Raw genomic sequence first — 17,762 nt, 5'->3', positions numbered from 1 at the left:
GATGGACGTCACCATGAGTTATGAGACGCAGAACCTTTGGACCTGGTGGCTGGCCGTCTATCTTTATACCGGCGGCTTGGGCGCCGCGACCCTGGCGGTTACCTTCCTCACCGATATGTACCTCAAGCCCCACCGCAATCTGGTGATATGGGGCGCGGGCGCGGGTGTCGTCCTGCTGGCCATCGGCTCCTTGATGCTGTTCGGCCACCTGTTACACCACCTGGCGGCGATCCACATACTTAATCCGCTGGTTTTTCTCAATAAACCCGACGCATGGATCGCCTGGGGCACCCAGTTCATCATCTGGATGATGGTTTGGGGGGTGCTCTATGCCCTGCCCTATGCCCGCGAAACGCCCTTCCTTACCCGTCTGCCGCTGGTCGGCAAGGTGCTGGAATGGGGTCTGGTGATCAAGATCTGTGGAGCGGTGGCCCGCTTCCGCAAATTCGTCGGCTGGCTGGCGGTGATCAACGGCGTGGGGGTAACGGTTTATACCGGCCTGCTGCTGCAGTCCTTCCCCGCCGTGGCCCTATGGGCCAATCCGGGCGTGCCGCTGCTCTTTACGGTGTCGGCCTTCTCGACCGCCATGGCCTTCCTGCTCCTGATCATGTACACCGTCATCAAGGACGCGGAGGACACTCGCATCCGGCTACTCTACGAGCGCATCGATCTGGTGCTGATCTCCACCGAGCTGGTGATCCTCTTCTCCTTTTACTTCTACCTCAAACGCGGGTCGGAGTCGGCCATGCGCTCCTGGGAGCTGCTTTTTACCGACCTGGGGTGGCTGATTGGCTTTATCGGCTTTGGCCTGATCGTGCCTTTCTTTCTGGAACTCTGGGGGGTGGTCAAGGGCTGGACGAGCCATGTGCCGATCATCACCGCCTCGGTTTTGGTGCTGATGGGCGGCTACCTGTTGCGGCACTACTTCATGTACGCAGGGATCTATGCTTATCCCTGGTAGGGGGCGGGAACTGGGTCAGGAGGCCAATAGGATGCCATCAAGCCACCGACCGCCGTCGCGGGCGGCCGATGGCCTGGATCTTGGTAAGGATAGGTGGCGAAGGATGCGGGCTATCATTCGCCACGCTTACGCGGCACTAGCCGATCCGCAAGCTTGAGGACCACGCCGGCACCGCCGAGATACAGCGCAAACACAAACAGCAGGCCGGCTCCGGAACTGGCAAAACCAAGCAAATTTTCCATGGGATTCTCCCAAAGTTCTCCGTGGGTGATTGAGTGAGGTGAGCTCCATTAGTTTAGTATCTTCTTAAATACCTATCAAGCTTCTTTTCGATGGAAAGACCCGACCATGACCACCGACCGCTATCGTGATCCACGGCAGCTTTATATCCTCTCCGCCCTGCTGGCGTTCCCGGAGGACGACGCCCTCGACGCCCTGCGCGACCTGCTGCCGGTGGCTCCCTGGTTGTCGCCCGCCATTGAGGATCTGGCGCCCAGAACCCTGGAACAGTGGCAGGGCGAGCACACCCGTCTCTTCCTGAGCGGTTACCCCAAGACCCCTTGCCCCCCCTTCGAATCGGCCTATCGGCAGGGCCAGATGGGCGGGACCGCCGCCTCGGACCTGGATGCCCTCTACCACCGGGCGGGCCTGGGGGCCCGGTTGGCGCCCGCCGATTACCTGGGTACCTTACTCGAATGCCTGGCCCTGCTTGAGGAGCGGGGCGATGCGGAGGAGATTCTCGGGGAGTTATGGGGCGCGCATCTGCAACGCTGGCTTCCCCGCTTTGCCCGGGATCTCCAGATCCATGGCGAGTTTGAACTCTACCGCCTCCTGGGGGCACGGCTGGAAGGGCTCTGTGGGGAGGAGGAACTTGCCTGACAAGCCATGGGTACTTTGCCCGCCGGAGCTTGCGGAGGACGACGCCCTCTCCGCGGCGGTGCTGGGGGTTCACCAGGCCATTCTGCGTGACCAGCTCCAGGGCGATCCTAGCCTGAATCCCGACCTCGACATTCAGCAGCGGGCCCTGCGCCGGGTCGAAGACTGGCGAGTCCTGCTGCTCCTCACCCCCTGGATGCTCGCGCGCCTGCTCTTTCCCGACCGCTCCCCGTCCCTCGCCCTGCCGGGTGGCTGGTCGGCGCCGGAACGGGCGAACGCCCCCTACCAGGTGCTGGGTCCGCGTATTCTCTTCTCGCTCCTCGGCCAGTCCCAGCAAGCCCATCTGAGCTACCACCGGGATCTGGGCCACTTTCTTCTGCAGCCCCTTTGCCTCGACATGGAGACCTACCCGAACGCCGAGGCCGTTTTCGAGGCCTGGGGCCAGGTCATTCGTACCCGTGATGAAAATATGGAGAAGGCCCGGCGGGACTGCCCCTTGCAGAAAGAGGTGTCCCGGCGGGAGTTGTTCGCCCGGTTCAGGGTCTGAAGCGATCGCGACTCCGCTACCGCTTCGGCGGTTCGGATCTCGCGCGCCTCCTCACACGCCAGGGCTTGAAACGGAAAGCGCCGGGTCCAGGGTCTCCACCAGCGCGATGAGGCGTTGGAGGGCCCCGCGATTGCGCGCTACCACCCGCCGGCCATGCTCGCCCAGGCGCGCCCGCGCCGCGGCGTCACCGAGCCAGTCGATCATAAGGCCGGCCAGGGCATCGGCATCCGTCACCTGCACCGCCGCGCCTTCCCGAACCAGGAGTTCCGTGATCTGGGCGAAGTTGAAGGCATGAGGGCCGATGGCCACGGGTACCCCCGCCGCCGCCGCCTCCAGCAGATTGTGCCCGCCCACCGGCACCAGGCTCCCACCGATAAAGGCCGCGTCCGCCGCCGCGATCAGGACCGGCAACTCGCCCATGGTGTCCCCCAGGAATACCGCATCGTCCGGTCCACAACCCAGGCCCGTGGAGCGGCGCACCGGGGTCATGCCCAGGCGCCCAGCCAGGGCGGCCACCCGGTCAAAGCGCTCCGGGTGACGGGGCACCAGGACCAGCAGGGCCCGGGGCCATCGCGCCAGAATCCGGCGATGCGCCTTCAGCAGGGGCTCTTCCTCGCCCTCGTGGGTGCTGGCCGCGACCCAGACCGGTCGCTCGGTGCCCCAGAAGCGGCGCATGAACTCGGCGCTATCCTCCAGACTCGCGGGCTGGCGCAGGTCGAATTTGATGCTGCCCGTGACCTTTACCCGTTCCGCCGGCACGCCCAGCTCGATGAAGCGCTGGGCGTCGGCGCTGGTCTGGGCCGCGACCAGGGAGAGGCGCGAGAAGGTCTCACGGGCGAAGCGGCCCAGGCGCCCATAGCCCCGGGCGGAGCGGGCGGAGAGGCGACCATTGCCCAGGATCACCGGGATACCGCGCCGCTGGCAGACGCGCAGCATGTTGGGCCAGATCTCGGTCTCCATGACCAAGACCTGGTGGGGCCCGACCCGATCCAGGAAGCGATCGAGAATGGCGGGTAAGTCAAAGGGGACATAGACATGACGGACCCGATCCTCGAAGAGGGCGCGCAGCCGCTCGGACCCCGTCGGCGTGGTGGTGGTGACCATGACCCCCAGATCGGGGTGCTCATCGAGGAAATATTTGATGAGCGGGGCGGCGGCCTGGGTTTCCCCCACCGAAACGGCATGAATCCAGAGCCCGGCCGCCAGGGGCTGATCACCATAGAAGCCGAGCCGCTCCCGCCAGCGGTAGCGATAGGCCGGGGCACGCCAGCTCCGCCACAGGAGCCGCAGCAGGGCGAAGGGCAGGGCCAGATAGAGCAGCAGGCTGTAGAGCTGGTTCAAGGGCGACACCCCTTAATTTGTTAGGTGCAAGCGGAGGGACGGCAGTCTAGCACAGGGGCCCGACGGGGATTTTCGCGGGCGCGGCGCGGCGCGGCGGTGGCGGGAATGGGGTGGGGTGGGGGTCAGAGACCGGGGTCCTGGCCGAGGCGGTCGCGCCAGGCGCTCAGTTCCGCCGTGGGGGCCTGCTTGAAACCCAGCTTCCAGGCAAAGCCCAGCAGGCTGTCGCCAAAGGAGATGGCCTTGCGGGGCAGGACCAGGGGGTGATCCGCCGTCGTGGCCGCGCCCCGCAGGCAGGTGGTGGCGCTGACATAGCCCGCCTCCCGGGCGGCCTGCACCGTGTCCCGGTTGAAGCTGCCAAAGGGATAGCAGAGGTGACGCACCGGCGACCCCAGCAGATCCTCCAGGTCCGCCTTGCTCCGGGTCAGCTCCTGGCGCTGGCTCTGGGGGTCCAGCTCGGCCAGGCGGGCGTGATGGACGGTATGGGAGCCAATGGTCATGCCAGCGGCCTGGATCTCCCGCAGCCGGCCCGCATCCATGAGGCGCGGCCGGGCGCGGCCGGGCTCCTGGCCATACCACTGGATGGGTTGGCCAAGCCAGCCACTGATGGCATAGACGGTGGCGGTGAAGTCATAACGGGCAAGGATCGGCAGGGCCTGGTCCGCGAAGTTATCGTAGCCATCGTCGAAGGTCAGCACCAGGGACCGGGCCGCCAGGGGCCGCTCGCCCCGAAGACCGGCCAGGGCGCCCTCCAGGTCCAGCACCTGGTAGCCCAGGGCATGCAGGAACCCCATCTGCCGGGCGAAGCGCCGCTGGTCGCAATAATTGGCCCGATGCGCCCGCATGGGCGCAAAGTCACCCACCTGGTGGTACATGAGGATGGAAATGCGGGGCGACATATCCGCAAGCCCCGCTCAGGACCCGGCACCCAGGAGCTGGCGATAGAGATCCCGATATTGCGCCATGATGGGACCCCGCGCGAACTCCGCCCGGACCCGGGCCTGACCCGCCTGGGCCAGGTCCTGCCGCAGCCTGTCATCCCCCAGCACCATCCTGATCCCCTCGGCCAAGGCCCGGGCATCCCCGCAGGGCAGGCACCAGGCATCCTCGCCGTGGCGGGCAATCTCCCGGGCGCCGCGAAACAGGCTGGTCACCAGCGGCCGGGACCAGGTCCAGGCCTCCAGGATGACATTGCCCAGGGTCTCCTCCTCCAGGGAGGGAAAGACCACCAGGTCCGCCATCTGAAAAAAAGGGCCAGGCTCCTGTTGCCAGCCGGCCCAGTGGATGCGGTCGCCGATGCCCGCCGCCTCGGCCTGACGGCGCAAGGCCGGGCCCAGGGGACCATCGCCGAGCAGCACCAGGCGCACCGGACGCCCGGCGATGGTCCGGGGCAGTCGGGCCAGGGCCTCGATCAGATAGGTCAGGCCCTTGACGGGGACAAAGCGCCCGGCGCTGACCAGCACCCAGGCCTCCTCGGGTAGGCCCAGTCGCTCCTGCAGGGCCGCCAGGCGCTCCGGTACGACGGGTTGGGCCGGTTCGACGAAGTTATAGATGTGATGCACCCGCCCCGCCGGTAGGCCCTGCTGGACCAGCCAGTCGCAGAGCCCCCGGGTGTTGCCGATCCAGGCCTGGGCCTGGCGATAGGGATGCAGGGCATAGTAGCCCCCCAGCCGGGCGACATGTACCGGGCCCCGACCCGGTCGTGGTGGGGGCTTGAGATGGGTCAGACGGGTGGCGCGCCCCATGTAGGTCTGGACGATATCCGGCTGGACGCGGGCGATGAGGCGGCTCACCGCGTACCGGGAGATGGGGTCCCAAACGGTTCGCAGCGGCAGGCGATGGCGGGGCAAGGGTCCCAGGTCCAGATCCTCGAGGGCGCCGCCGGCGCGGACCGCCAGTTCCGCCCTGGCCCCCGTCTCCGCCAGGGCACGGGCGAAACGCGCGAACCAGCGCTCGGCCCCGCCCAGGCCCTTGCTGCCAATGATTTGCAGGCTCAGGGGCTCCGTCACGGGCCCGCCTCGCTCGCAGGAGCCGAGCCCCCGCGGCTACCTCCCGTCGCTGCCACCCCCCGGCGACCCTCCGTCGGCCCGCCCCCCCCGCGGCGACGCTCCGCCAGCAACTCCCGATACACCGCCAGATTGCCTTCCACCATGGCCTGAATGGAAAACTCGGCGCTCATCAGGATGCGCCCGCCCCGCCCGAGACGGCGGGCCAGGTCGGGATCCCGCAGCAGCCGGGTGATGGCCTGACCCAGGGCCGCCACATCGCCGGGAGGCACCAGCAGGCCGTTGACACCCTCCCGGACCGCCTCGGGGATGCCCCCCGCCCGGCTGGCGATGATAGGCACCCCGGCGCTGGAGGCCTGGAGCAGGGAGACCCCCAGCCCCTCACGGGTGGCGGGATGGACCAGCAGGTCCAGGCCCGCCAGTAATTCGGGCAAGTCATCGCGAAAACCGCAGAGGGTGACCTGGTTCCCCAACCCCGCCTGGGCGATGCGCCTCTCCAGGTTCGCCGCCTCGGGACCCTGGCCGAAAAACAGCACCCGCAGCTCCGGGAACTCAGCCACCAAGGGGGGCAGGGCCTCGATCAGCAACTGATGGCCCTTGCGGGGGATGAGTTGGGCGACGACCCCGATCAAGGGACTTTCGGGGGGCACGCCGAGCCGCTCCCGTAGGATCTCGCGATCGCGCGGCCCCGCGAAGGCGTGACAATCCACCGCGCTGCGCACCACCCGCAGCTTGTCCGGCGGCAGCCCCGCCGCCAGCAGGACCTCGCCGATGCCCTCGGAGATGGCAATCACCCGGTCATGGAGCCGGTATTTGAGTTTCACCCGCCAGGGGGGTTCCGGGTTATCGACGCGGCGGGAGTGGACCACGGGCACCCCCGCCAGGCGCCCGCCGACGCCGCCCATGACATCGGCACCGATCCGGCTATGCAGGTGCAGAATATCCGTCTTGAACTGGAGGGTCCGAAAGTAGATGCGCGGAATCAGGCTCAGGTCCAGATCGCCGCCCATGGGCATGGCAAACACCTCGGCATGGCCCGCCGCCGCCTTCGCCAGCGGGCTGCCCGCCCGGCAGATAAGGCCATTGGTCACCCCCCGCTGGGTCAGGCCCTCCAGCAGATAGAGGACCTGCCGGGCCCCCCCATAGAGATGGCGGCCCCCTTCGACGTGCAGCACCCTCATGGGGACCCCTCAAGCAGGTCCCGCGCCGCCGCCAGCACCTCGGCAATCGTGATATCCCGCATACAATCGAAGGCGCCTTGACAGGTCGGCCGGCGCTTGCAGGGAGAGCAGGGCCGATGGTGATAGAGCACCCGGGCATTGTCGCGGCCCGTCTTCCGGTAGGGGCAGGTTGAGCCGAACAGCAGCAGGCTGGGCCGGCCAAAGGCGATGCCCATGTGGCTCAGCCCTGTATCCACGCCAATGAGCAGGCGACTGGCCTCGATCAGGGCGGCGGCCTGGAGCAGGCTGGTCGCCCCCGCCAGGTTGATCAACCCCGGACCATGCTCCCGTGGGGGCAGGGCCCCCTCGGCGACCTCCGCCCCGTCCGCCACCACCCGTTCCGCCGCCGCCAGGCGCTGGATACGTGCTCCTGCCTCGGTATCGCCGGGGCCTCCCAGCAGTAGCACCCGCCAGCCAAAAGCCCGATGCAGCTCCACCGCCAGCCGGGCCCAGCGATCCTCGAACCAGTGCTTCTGGGGGCGGGTGGTGAAGGGGCAGCAGACGACATAGCCGTCCGCCAACCCCTCCCGCGCGATCAGGGCCCGGGCCCAGGCCCGGTCCTCGGCCCCGGGGACCAGGGTCATGGCAAAGTCCGCCAGCGGCAGATCCAGTTGCTCCGCCAGAAAGCGGTACTCGGAACCGATCTCCTCCGGATCGCCCCCCCGGGGGACGACGCGGGTCATCAGCCACTGGCTGCCCTCGCGGGAACCCAGGCCGATGCGCACCCGGGCACCGGTCAGCCCAGCGGGCAGGCCACTCTTCAGCAGCCCCTGCAGGTCGATGACCCAATCAAACCCCGGCCGGCGCAACTCGGCGCGCAGAGCGCGGACCCCCCGCCACAGCTCCCCCCAGCGCCGAGCGCGCCACAGGGCCCGCCACTCGGCGCGGGACCAGAGGATGACCTGATTCAAATCGGGATGATGCCGTAGCAGGGGCGCCCCCTCGGCCTGGACCAGCCAGGCGATATGGGCCTGGGGATAGGCCCGCCGCAAAGCGGCGATCAGCGGCGAGGCCATGACAATATCGCCAATGGCGCTAAGGCGGATCAGGAGGATGCGCGACGGCGGGGTCATGAAATCGCCAGCTTGAGGGGCGTACGGGGTTTCAAACCCCGTCCGGCGCCAAGGCCGCCAAGCGGCACAGGGCCTGGACCAAGGCCGAATCATCGGCTCGCTCGGCCAGTTCGACCCGCGCAAAGCCCAGGCGCAGGGCCTCCTGGCGGGTGCGCTCACTGACCACCGCCAGGGGCGTGGCCAGGAGGCGGTCCCGGCCCGCAGCGCCCAGCATCCGCAGCAGGTTATCGAGAATCTCGCCACTGGTGGCGGTGACGAACTGGACTTCCCGCTCCCAGCCCGCCAGGATGGTGGCGGGCTGGACCTCGGGCAAGGCGCGACGATAGACCTCGGCATAGGCCACCTCGGCGCCCCGCGCCCGCAGGGTCTCGCCCAAGAGGGGCCGCCCCCCCTCGCCGCGCACAATGAGCGCCCGCAGGCCGGCGAGTTCCTGGAGTGCTGGCAGGGCGAGGAGGGACTCGCTGTCGTAACGGCCCGCCGGCACCAGATCCGGGGCCCGGCCCGCCGCGGTCAGGGCCGCAGCGGTGGCCTGTCCCACCGCCGCCAGGCGCGGCCGGGTTGGCAGAACCCCACCGGGCAAGAGGGGCAAGGCATAGTCCACGGCATTACGGCTGGCGAAGAACAGCAGGTCCGCCGGCGCGGCCAGGAGGCCCCGGGCGCGCTCCGGATCACCCGCGGCCTCGATTTCGATGGTCGGGAAGGCGATGGCTCGGCCACCAGCGGCGACAATCAGATCACACAAACCCGCGGCCTGGGCCCGGGGCCGGGTCACCAGGACGCCCCGCCCGGCCAGATCGCAGGGGCGGCTCTTCACTTCACGCCTCCGCCAGGGCCTGGAGGATGGCCTGGGCACCCTGGGCATTCAGCGCCTCCGCCACCTGGATCCCCAGTTCCTCCGCCTGGGCGCGGGGCGCCTTCTGCTCGGCCACCAGCAGGCAGGTCCCATCCGGGGTCCCCACCAGGCCGCGCAGCCAGAGTTCGTCGCCCTTGGCGAGGGCGTGACCCGCGATCGGGACCTGGCAGCCACCATGGAGACGGCGATTCATGGCGCGCTCGGCCGCCACCCGCGTGGCCGTCTCCGGGTGATGCAGGGGCGCCAGCAGGGCCAGGACCCGGGCATCGTCGATTCGGCATTCGATACCGACGGCCCCCTGACCGATGGCCGGCAGGCTCTCGTCGATACTCAGCCGGGAGCGGATGCGCGCCTCGAAGCCCAGGCGCATCAGGCCCGCGGCAGCCAGGAGGATGGCGTCGAATTCACCCCCGTCGAGCTTGGCCAGGCGGCTGTTAACGTTGCCGCGCAAAGGTTGGATATTCAGGTCGGGCCTCCGGGCGGTGAGTTGGCACTGACGGCGCAGGCTGGATGTGCCGACACGCGCCCCCTGGGGCAGATCCGCCAGCCGCTCGAAGCGGTTGGAGACGAAGGCATCGCGGGGGTCCTCGCGCTCCAGGATGACCGGCAGAAAGAGGCCCTCGGGCAATTCCACCGGTACGTCCTTAGTGGAATGGACGGCGATATCCGCCGAACCATCCATGAGACCCTGCTCCAATTCCTTGACAAAGAGCCCCTTGCCACCAATTTTGGCCAGCGGGGCGTCGAGAATTTTATCGCCCCGGGTCGTCATGCCCATGATCTCCACCTGAAGACCGGGATGAGCGCGGCGCAGGGCAGCGGAGACATGCTCGGCCTGCCACAAGGCCAGGGGGGATTTACGGGTGGCGATGCGGATTATCTCGGCCATCTTCTCGATTCCAGCGGAAAAACGCCATCCTAAGCCGCCATGGCGAGCCTGGCAAATTTTGGGGTGTGGCGATTTTGTGGAATGCCCAGAGCCCTCACGCTTCGGCAAATGGCGGGTAGGGTCGGGTGATGGCTGAGGGCTGGCGGGGGACGCCGTGAATACATCCCTGTAGGCTTGGCGACAGCATCCCTGCTGTCGACACCCCCGCCAACCCTCAGCCACCACCCGACCCGGGACACCTTGACCGCCTGCACAGCCCGATAAGCCAAATTGCCGCCGTTGGGCAAGGCGGTTGGGTTTAGAATCCGTTAGAGTCATGGGCCCTCGGGCCCGGCAACCCTCAGTACCTTGCTACCCTGGAACCGCCCGCAGCGATGAATCATCACCCCGCCAACGAACCGCCTGCCAGCTTCAAGCCCTGGGCTGGGCGCTTTAACGAACCTACCGACGCCTTTGTCGAGGCCTTCACCGCCTCCGTCGATTTCGACCGCCGGCTCTACGCTTATGACATTCAGGGCTCCATCGCCCACGCCACCATGCTGGCGCGCCAGGGCATCCTGAGCGAGGTTGAGCGGGACGCCATCGTCGCCGGCCTGGAGCGGGTGAAGGCGCGCATTGAGGCGGGTGACTTTGCCTGGTCCATCCCCCTGGAAGACGTCCACATGAATGTGGAATCCGCCCTCACCGCCGACATCGGCGAGGCCGGGAAAAAGCTCCATACCGGCCGCTCGCGCAACGACCAGGTGGCGACGGACGTGCGCCTCTGGCTGCGCGCCGAAATCGATGTCCTGGGCCCGGCCATCGCCCGCCTCCAGGCCGCCTTGCTGGACCTGGCCGAGCGCGAGGTGGAGACCATCATGCCGGGCTTTACCCACCTTCAGGTGGCCCAGCCCATCAGCTTTGGCCACCACATGCTGGCCTGGTTCGAAATGCTGGAACGGGATCGGGAGCGCCTGGCGGACTGCCGCCGCCGCCTCAATGTCCTGCCCCTGGGGGCCGCCGCCCTGGCCGGCACCACCTATCCCATCGACCGCCACCTGACCGCCGCCCTGCTCGGCTTCGACCGCCCAGCGGAAAACTCCCTGGACGCCGTCTCCGACCGGGACTTCGCCATCGAATTCACCGCCGCCGCCAGCATCCTCATGATGCACCTGTCGCGCTTCTCCGAGGAGCTGATCCTCTGGTCCTCCGCCCAATTCGGCTTCGTGGATCTCTCGGATTCCTTTTGCACCGGCTCCTCCATCATGCCGCAGAAGAAGAACCCGGACGTCCCCGAGCTGGTACGCGGCAAGACAGGGCGCATCTTCGGTCACCTCATGGCCCTGCTGACCCTGATGAAGGGCCAGCCCCTGGCCTACAACAAGGACAACCAGGAGGACAAGGAACCCCTCTTCGACACGGTGGACAATCTCAAGGGCTGCCTCAAGGTCTTTGCCGACATGATGGCGCGCCTGACCTGCAACCGGGAGCGGATGCGCGCGGCGGCCCGCCAGGGCTTCGCCACCGCCACCGACCTGGCGGACTATCTGGTACGGCGTGGTATTCCCTTCCGCGACGCCCACGAAATCGTCGGCAAGGCCGTGGCCCTGGGGGTGCGGGAGGGGCGGGACCTCTCCGAACTCAGCCTGGCGGAGCTTCAGTCCTTCTCGCCCCTGATCGGCGCGGAGGTGTTCGACTGCCTGACCCTGGAAGGCTCCCTGGCCGCCCGCGACCACATCGGCGGCACGGCGCCGAGGCAGGTGCGGGCCGCCCTGGTCCGCGCCCAGGCGCGGCTGAGGGAGGCTGGCTTGTAGATGCCGGGACCCAGGCCATGTCGAAGCCTGCGCCTCGCCTTGGATGGGGCACCCGTCCGGGCCTCGGCCTGGCCAGGGGGGCAAGCCAGCGCGAGGCCCCACCTTTCGCCCTCTTTGCCACGGATCAAGCCGGAACTCCTCGCCATGGCTGACAGTCTCGACGAACTCAACCGCCGCCTGCTCGCCTTCGCCCGCGCCCGGGACTGGGAGCAATTCCACTCGCCCAAAAACCTGGCCATGGCCCTGGCGGGTGAGTGCGGCGAGTTGCTGGAACACTTTCAGTGGTTGAACGAGGCTCAGAGCGCCCAACTGGCCGAGGACAAGAAATTCGCCGTTGGCCAGGAAATGGCCGATATCCTCATCTATCTCATTCGCCTGGCGGAGCGCCTGGACCTGGATCTGATCGCCGCCGCCGAGGCCAAGATCACCCATAACGAGCAGCGCTATCCCATCGCCAGGGTCCGGGGCGACGCCCGCCGGGCGGATGAATACCCGGACTGATGGCCAGTGCCAAGCGCCAACGGTGCTGCGGGAAATCCGTTATTTATTCATAAGACGATGTTGCAGGTAACGCGTCATCAGTGCCTGAAGGCGGCGGTCTGGATTAATCGGCACCTCTTTAATCACAGTCATCGAGGGAATCGCTTCATGTACCGCCATTTTTCCCTACCGCCACGGTCGGCCATCCTGCTTCTGGTAACCGCGAGCTTGATCCTGGCCGAAGGGGTCAGGGGGGCGCCCACCGACATGCCGGTCCCCATTCCACGCACGGCAATCGCCGCCCTGGGGCGGGTAGAACCCATCTCGGAGGAGATCCGGATCGCGGCGGCCATGACCGGGCGGCTGGCGGATGTGCCGCTGGAGGAGGGCGATCCGGTCAAAAAAGGCGAGGTGGTGGCGACCCTGGAAAACGCGGATCACCTGGCGCGGGTGCGCGCCGCCGAGGCTAATGTCGCCATCGCCAAGGCGGGGCTCGACCGGGTGATCAATGGCGCCCGCCCCGCGGAGCGCGCGGAGGCGGCCGCGGCGGTACGGGAGGCCGAGGCCCTGCTGGTGCGGGCCGAACGGGAGTTAAACCGCCAGCAAGGACTGGCGGAGAAGCGGTTGGGTAGTGGCCAGGACCTGGACAACGCCACCAGCGAGCAGGAGGTCGGCCGCGCTCGCCTGACCCGCGCCCGGGAACATCTGGCGGTGGTGGACGCCCCGGCGCGGGAGGATGAGCGCGCCAAGGCGGAGGCCGAGGTGTTACTCGCCGAGGCGCGGCTGGCGGAATTCCAGGCCATCTATCAAAAATCCTTCGTGCGCAGCCCCATCGATGGCGTGGTGCTGCGTCGCATCCGCCGCGCCGGGGAACAGGTGACCGAGTTGGGCGATACGCCGATCCTGGCCGTGGGCGACATCTCCCGCCTGCGGGTGCGCGCCGAGATCGATGAGGCGGATATCAACCTGGTGCGCCTTGGCCAGCAGGCCCGTATCGAGGCTGATGCCTATGGTGACCGCCACTTCAAGGGCCAGGTCGCGCGCCTGGGTAATCTCATGGGGCGCAAGCGGGTGCTCTCGGAGGACCCAGGAGAGCGCCAGGATACCCGGGTCCTCGAGGTCCTGATCGATCTGGAGGCGGATGCCCAGCTCCCGGCGGGTCTGCGGGTGGACGTCTTCATCGCCATCGGGGAGCCGGGGTAGAGGCATTATGCAACCCCATCCACCCCGATCCGCCCCCTGGGGGAGCCGCATGGCCTGGCTGCTCGCCTGGCGCAACCTGGCTCATGATCGCTCCCGGTTCGTCGTCACCCTGGTCGGCATCATCTTCGCCGTCGTCCTGATCGCCATGCAGCTCGGCCTCTTCCTGGGCTTCTCCGACGCCACCACTGTCATCGTCCGCCATACCCACGCGGATTTCTGGATCGTCGCCCGGGGCGCCCAAAACTTCGAGATCTCCCTGCCCATGAAGGACCGCGAGCTCTACCTGGCCCGCTCCGTGCCTGGCGTGGCCGAGGCGGAGCGGCTCCTGGTGCAATTCGTCCCCTGGAAGAAACCCGGCGGCGGGGACGAGAGCATCATCATCGTAGGCTTCGATCTCAATTCGGGCCTGGCCGGACCCTGGAATCTGGTGGCGGGGCGGCTGGAGGACCTGCGCCAGCCCGACGCGGTCATGGTGGATCGGGTGTACATGGAAAAACTGGGCATTGCCAGCACCGGAACCGAACTGGAGATCAATGGCCGGCGGGCGCGGGTAGTGGGTCTCACCCAAGGCATCCGCTCCTTCACCACCTCCCCCTGGGTGTTCGCCTCCTTCCGCACCGCCCAGGGCTTCTCGCGGCTCGCCGAGGACGAGTCCAACTACGTCATCGGGACCTTCGCGCCCGGGGCGGACCCGGTCGCGGTTCGCACTGCCCTGGCCCAGGCCCTGCCACGCAGCGATGTCTATCTGAGCGACGATTTCGCCGCCCGCACCCGCGATTACTGGATGTTTACCACCGGCGCCGGGGCCTCGGTACTGGTCTCCGCCCTGCTGGGACTCCTGGTAGGCTCCGTCATCGTGGCCCAGGTGCTGTACGCCACCACGGTGGACCATCTGACCGAATTCGGCACCCTCAGCGCCATGGGGGCCCCGCGGGACTTCATCTATAAGGTCATTCTGGGTCAGGCGGCCATCAGCGCCACCCTGGGCCATATCCCGGGGATCATCCTCGCCCTGCTCCTGGCCGAGGCCAGTTCCCTGTCCGCCGCTGTGGTCCTGGTCCCCTGGGAGCTGGCTATCGGCCTTTATGGGGTCACCCTGGTCATGTGCATGCTGGCGTCCCTCATCTCCATCCGCAAGGCCATGGGCATAGACCCGGCCATGGTTTTCCAGCGGTGACTACATGACCGATCATGTCCCCGCCCTGGAGGTGATTGGGCTGTCCGTCGTCTATGGCAGCGGGCCAACAGCCGTGCATGCCGTCAATGGAGTCGATCTGGCGGTGCATCCGGGTGAGATCCTGGCCCTCATGGGCCCCTCCGGGAGCGGCAAAACCACCCTGCTGATGGTCATGGGTTGCCTGCTGCACGCCAGTGACGGCACGGTGCGGGTCGAGGGCCGGGATATCGGTACCCTCAACACTGCGGAGCTGGCGCGGCTGCGGCTGGCGCGCATGGGCTTTATCTTCCAAAGCTACAATCTGTTTCCTGCCCTCACCGCCCTGGAGAATGTCCAGTTGGCCCTGGAACTGAAGGGTCGGGATCTGGCGGAGGGGGTGGAGCTTCTGGAGCGGGTAGGCCTGGGGGAACGGCTTCGCAACTACCCCAAGCAACTCTCGGGTGGCGAGAAACAGCGGGTTGCCATCGCCCGCGCCTTAGCGGGTCATCCCGCTATCCTGCTGGCGGACGAGCCCACCGCCGCCCTGGACTCCACCAATGGCCGCGCCGTGGTCAAGCTGCTGGGCGACCTGGCCCACGACCTGGGGCGCGCGGCGGTGATCGTCACTCATGATCCGCGGGTGGGCGAGCTTTCGGACCGGGTCATCCATTTCGAGGATGGGCGGATTGTGGGCTGAACCCGCGCCAGCTAGGTATCAACATGAACAAGTCACCCCTGCTCCTCCTGCTGGCAATCACCCTGCTGTCCTCGGGTTGCGCCCACGTCCGCAAGGAAAAAAAGACCCAGGGCCTGACGGCCGCCACCTATGCCTATGGCAATGCCTTGCGGTGGGGCTACTACGACACGGCCTGGGGCTATCTGGACCCCGTCACCCGCTCTAGGCTGCCGCTGGACTCACTCCAGCTCAAGGCGATTCGCCTGACGGCCTACGAAGTCATCCAGCCGCCCCTCCTCGTCGCCGAGGATCAGGATCAGGCCGAACAGTGGGTCCAGATCGATTATGTCCGCCAGGACACCCAGGTGGTGCACAGCCTCACGGATCATCAGGTTTGGCGCTACGACGAGGCTAGCGCAGGCTGGCGTCTGACCTCCGATCCTCCGCGTTTTCCCTAAAAACGGCCAGGAATAGCTCGGGAGCTGGTCCACAGAGGGCCCCAATCATCTTCAAAGAGATTAAGAAATATAAGAATAAAGATGATGATGAAGCCTGTGGATAACACCTATCGACGGAAAAAGCCTTTTCAGCAAGACGAGTTAAGGCGTTTTTGACCCCTGGGACAAGGTCGCCTGATACTGTTGAAGCCCTGTGGATAAAAACGCCGCCGCCGCGACGGATTTTTTTATCACCACTTATCCACAAGCTTGATACCAGGTTGCCACTCGCTGATCCGAGAGGTGCGCGTTTTTCGAGGGCAAAAAAAACCCGCTATCAGCGGGTTTTCGCATCAAGGGCGACGGAAGTCGGCTACTTGATCTTACCTTCCTTGTAGAGGACGTGCTGGCGCACGACCGGGTCGAATTTCTTGATTTCCATCTTGCCGGGCATGTTGCGCTTGTTCTTGGTGGTCGTATAGAAATGACCGGTGCCGGCGCTGGAAATCAGGCGGATCTTGTCACGTGCTGCCTTGGCCATGGATATTTACCTCGCTCAGACCTTGTCACCGCGATCGCGCATCTCGGCGATCACTGCATCGATACCTTTCTTGTCGATCAAGCGCATCGCACTGGTGGACAGGCGCAGGCGCACCCAGCGGTTCTCGCTCTCTACCCAATAACGATGGAAGTGCAGGTTCGGCAGGAACCGACGCTTGGTCTTATTGTGAGCGTGGGAGACGTTGCAACCAGAAAGCGGGCGCTTACCGGTTACTTGGCAGACTTTGGACATGACGCTTCCCTTAGAGGTTGGCCAGGGGTCGGGCCTTCATGAGCCAGACCGAGAATGAAAGACGGGCAAAAATACCCGAATCGCCGCCCCAGCGCAAGTGCTTGGGCGCCTCTGAGGTAATTTGGAACTGAGAGCGGCGGCTAATCCCTTGCATCTAACCAGGCATTATCCAGGCTTCCCCTCTGGATGAGCCGTGGATAAGCCTGTTGAAAACTGGGGATAAAAACAGGCATGGAAACGGTATCAATCTTATCCACAGGCCTTCAACACCCTCAGGGCGACTTGTCCCGAAGGTTGAAACGGTCCCAAGTAACTGGGATAAAGGGGATTTATGGATGGCTTCGAGTTACCCACAGGCTTCATCATCATCTTAATGAGTTCCATTTTTTATAACTGTAGATGAGCGCTAGGCCTGACAGGGCTTAGAGGAAACTGGCTTTAGGGCTTCAGGTCCAGACTTGGGCTGGTATTATCAGTCCGACTGGGACTGGGGGTCATAGACCGCGCGCTTCGATTCCCCGCCCCCCTGGCAGAGCCCCCCCCGACCCGCTATGCTCGATTGTCTGAACATTAAACTTTACAGTGAGCCTTAGGACACCTCCCGCCCATTCAGGCACTTATTAGATTAAGGCGATTAAGGGGCTCGCGTATGATTAAGGTAATGACTTTTAATATTCGCATGGGCTTGGCTAATGACGGCATAAATCATTGGCGGCATCGAAAATCCTTAGCTTTAGCACGAATCAATGCCTTTGCACCAGACTTACTGGGCCTACAGGAGTGCTGTGATGACGAGGCACAGGCAGGATTCTTGAAACAGCATTTACCGCGTTATGAATTTTATGGCGTACAACGTGGCGGCAATAGTGGCGCAGCCATGGAAATGGCTCCAGCCTTGATTAAAAAATCCAGTTTTAACGTGTTGGAGCAAGGTTGTTTTTGGCTGAGTGAAACACCTGAGAAAATAGGTAGTCTGAATTGGGACTCGGCGTTTCCCCGTACCTGTCTGTGGTTTCGTTTGTGGCATCGTAAAAAGGATAGAGAGTTAATTTTTTTAAACACGCATTTTGATTATCAACCGATTGCCATGATTGAATCCGCTAAGGTGTTGCGCGCTTGGCTTGGAAAATATGCCGATATGCCGTTGATTGTTACAGGGGATTTCAATGCCAATAAACAGTCTGATCCCTATCGTATTTTAACAAACATCTTATTGGATGCTCGCCCAAATCATGATAATACGTTTCATGACTATGGCAAGATTAACACAGATTGCCCGATTGATTGGATATTGGTGTCCACGCATTTTGAAATAAAATATAGTCGAATAGACTGTTATCATGAAAATGATGTCTATCCATCGGATCATTATCCTTTGCTTGCAACATTGGATTGGAAATCCTGATTTTCCATGCGCTTATTGACCAGGTAAAATAAAGCGCTTAAAAAATAATAATGCAG

Annotated in this window: 19 protein-coding genes; 10 read left to right on the top strand and 9 right to left on the bottom strand. The window is 65.1% G+C overall.

Going from position 1 to position 17,762, the window contains the following annotated elements:
- The first annotated feature begins 1 nt into the window (after window position 1).
- The 3 genes from nrfD to hybE all read left to right on the top strand — a co-directional run bounded on the left by nrfD (window position 2) and on the right by hybE (window position 2,384).
- Window positions 2–961: a polysulfide reductase NrfD gene (gene nrfD, locus IPN92_01265; protein MBK8636949.1), complete on the top strand. Its 960-nt coding sequence runs from the start codon at window positions 2–4 to the stop codon at window positions 959–961.
- Between the two features lie 348 nt (window positions 962–1,309).
- A complete protein-coding gene (locus IPN92_01260) occupies window positions 1,310–1,840 on the top strand; it encodes a molecular chaperone TorD family protein (GenBank protein ID MBK8636948.1) in 531 nt (176 codons plus the stop codon).
- Window positions 1,767–2,384: a [NiFe]-hydrogenase assembly chaperone HybE gene (gene hybE / locus IPN92_01255; protein ID MBK8636947.1), complete on the top strand. Its 618-nt coding sequence runs from the start codon at window positions 1,767–1,769 to the stop codon at window positions 2,382–2,384. The genes IPN92_01260 and hybE overlap by 74 nt, the downstream gene beginning before the upstream one ends.
- Window positions 2,385–2,435: 51 nt before the next feature.
- Here hybE and waaA read toward each other — a convergent pair whose 3' ends face one another.
- From waaA to hemC, 7 genes are all read right to left on the bottom strand, one after another.
- On the bottom strand, window positions 2,436–3,725 hold the full coding sequence (gene waaA / locus IPN92_01250; GenBank protein ID MBK8636946.1) for a lipid IV(A) 3-deoxy-D-manno-octulosonic acid transferase: 1,290 nt from the start codon (window positions 3,723–3,725) through the stop codon (window positions 2,436–2,438).
- A 122-nt stretch (window positions 3,726–3,847) separates the two neighbouring features.
- Window positions 3,848–4,621, bottom strand: a complete 774-nt coding sequence (locus tag IPN92_01245; protein MBK8636945.1) for a polysaccharide deacetylase family protein — start codon at window positions 4,619–4,621, stop codon at window positions 3,848–3,850.
- Window positions 4,622–4,636: 15 nt separating this feature from the next.
- Window positions 4,637–5,731 (bottom strand): glycosyltransferase, encoded by a 1,095-nt coding sequence (locus IPN92_01240; GenBank protein ID MBK8636944.1) that lies wholly within the window; start codon window positions 5,729–5,731, stop codon window positions 4,637–4,639.
- Entirely contained in the window at window positions 5,728–6,909 is a 1,182-nt protein-coding gene (locus IPN92_01235; GenBank protein MBK8636943.1) for a glycosyltransferase family 4 protein, read from the bottom strand. Before IPN92_01235 ends, IPN92_01240 begins: the two co-directional genes overlap by 4 nt.
- Entirely contained in the window at window positions 6,906–8,021 is a 1,116-nt protein-coding gene (locus IPN92_01230; protein ID MBK8636942.1) for a glycosyltransferase family 9 protein, read from the bottom strand. The genes IPN92_01235 and IPN92_01230 overlap by 4 nt, the downstream gene beginning before the upstream one ends.
- A 31-nt stretch (window positions 8,022–8,052) precedes the next feature.
- Window positions 8,053–8,883: a uroporphyrinogen-III synthase gene (locus IPN92_01225; protein ID MBK8636941.1), complete on the bottom strand. Its 831-nt coding sequence runs from the start codon at window positions 8,881–8,883 to the stop codon at window positions 8,053–8,055.
- Complete coding sequence (hemC, locus tag IPN92_01220) at window positions 8,837–9,763, bottom strand: hydroxymethylbilane synthase (GenBank protein ID MBK8636940.1); 927 nt, start codon at window positions 9,761–9,763, stop codon at window positions 8,837–8,839. Before hemC ends, IPN92_01225 begins: the two co-directional genes overlap by 47 nt.
- 374 nt (window positions 9,764–10,137) lie before the next feature.
- Here hemC and argH point away from each other — a divergent pair, with 374 nt between their 5' ends.
- The 6 genes from argH (at window position 10,138) to IPN92_01190 (ending at window position 15,529) form a co-directional block, all read left to right on the top strand.
- The gene (argH, locus tag IPN92_01215; protein MBK8636939.1) at window positions 10,138–11,556 is read left to right on the top strand and encodes an argininosuccinate lyase; all 1,419 of its coding nucleotides are present in this window, start codon (window positions 10,138–10,140) and stop codon (window positions 11,554–11,556) included.
- Between the two features lie 144 nt (window positions 11,557–11,700).
- Window positions 11,701–12,057: a nucleotide pyrophosphohydrolase gene (locus tag IPN92_01210; GenBank protein MBK8636938.1), complete on the top strand. Its 357-nt coding sequence runs from the start codon at window positions 11,701–11,703 to the stop codon at window positions 12,055–12,057.
- A 147-nt stretch (window positions 12,058–12,204) separates the two neighbouring features.
- Window positions 12,205–13,239 (top strand): efflux RND transporter periplasmic adaptor subunit, encoded by a 1,035-nt coding sequence (locus tag IPN92_01205; protein ID MBK8636937.1) that lies wholly within the window; start codon window positions 12,205–12,207, stop codon window positions 13,237–13,239.
- 49 nt (window positions 13,240–13,288) lie between these two features.
- On the top strand, window positions 13,289–14,416 hold the full coding sequence (locus IPN92_01200) for an ABC transporter permease (GenBank protein ID MBK8636936.1): 1,128 nt from the start codon (window positions 13,289–13,291) through the stop codon (window positions 14,414–14,416).
- Between the two features lie 4 nt (window positions 14,417–14,420).
- Window positions 14,421–15,092 carry an ABC transporter ATP-binding protein gene (locus IPN92_01195; GenBank protein MBK8636935.1) on the top strand — a complete coding sequence of 224 codons (672 nt, stop codon included), beginning with the start codon at window positions 14,421–14,423 and terminating at the stop codon, window positions 15,090–15,092.
- A gap of 23 nt (window positions 15,093–15,115) precedes the next feature.
- The gene (locus IPN92_01190) at window positions 15,116–15,529 is read left to right on the top strand and encodes a hypothetical protein (protein ID MBK8636934.1); all 414 of its coding nucleotides are present in this window, start codon (window positions 15,116–15,118) and stop codon (window positions 15,527–15,529) included.
- Between the two features lie 352 nt (window positions 15,530–15,881).
- Here IPN92_01190 and rpmG read toward each other — a convergent pair whose 3' ends face one another.
- Window positions 15,882–16,049: a 50S ribosomal protein L33 gene (gene rpmG / locus IPN92_01185; GenBank protein ID MBK8636933.1), complete on the bottom strand. Its 168-nt coding sequence runs from the start codon at window positions 16,047–16,049 to the stop codon at window positions 15,882–15,884.
- A 15-nt stretch (window positions 16,050–16,064) separates the two neighbouring features.
- Window positions 16,065–16,301, bottom strand: coding sequence for a 50S ribosomal protein L28 (rpmB, locus tag IPN92_01180; protein MBK8636932.1), 237 nt, complete (start codon window positions 16,299–16,301; stop codon window positions 16,065–16,067).
- A gap of 649 nt (window positions 16,302–16,950) precedes the next feature.
- On the opposite strand from rpmB, the gene IPN92_01175 reads away from it, so the two are divergent.
- A complete protein-coding gene (locus tag IPN92_01175; GenBank protein MBK8636931.1) occupies window positions 16,951–17,706 on the top strand; it encodes an endonuclease/exonuclease/phosphatase family protein in 756 nt (251 codons plus the stop codon).
- Window positions 17,707–17,762 lie beyond the last annotated feature (56 nt).

Source organism: Chromatiaceae bacterium (assembly GCA_016714645.1).
Classification (GTDB): Bacteria; Pseudomonadota; Gammaproteobacteria; order Chromatiales; family Chromatiaceae; genus M0108.
This window is presented reverse-complemented; position numbering and strand designations above follow the sequence as displayed.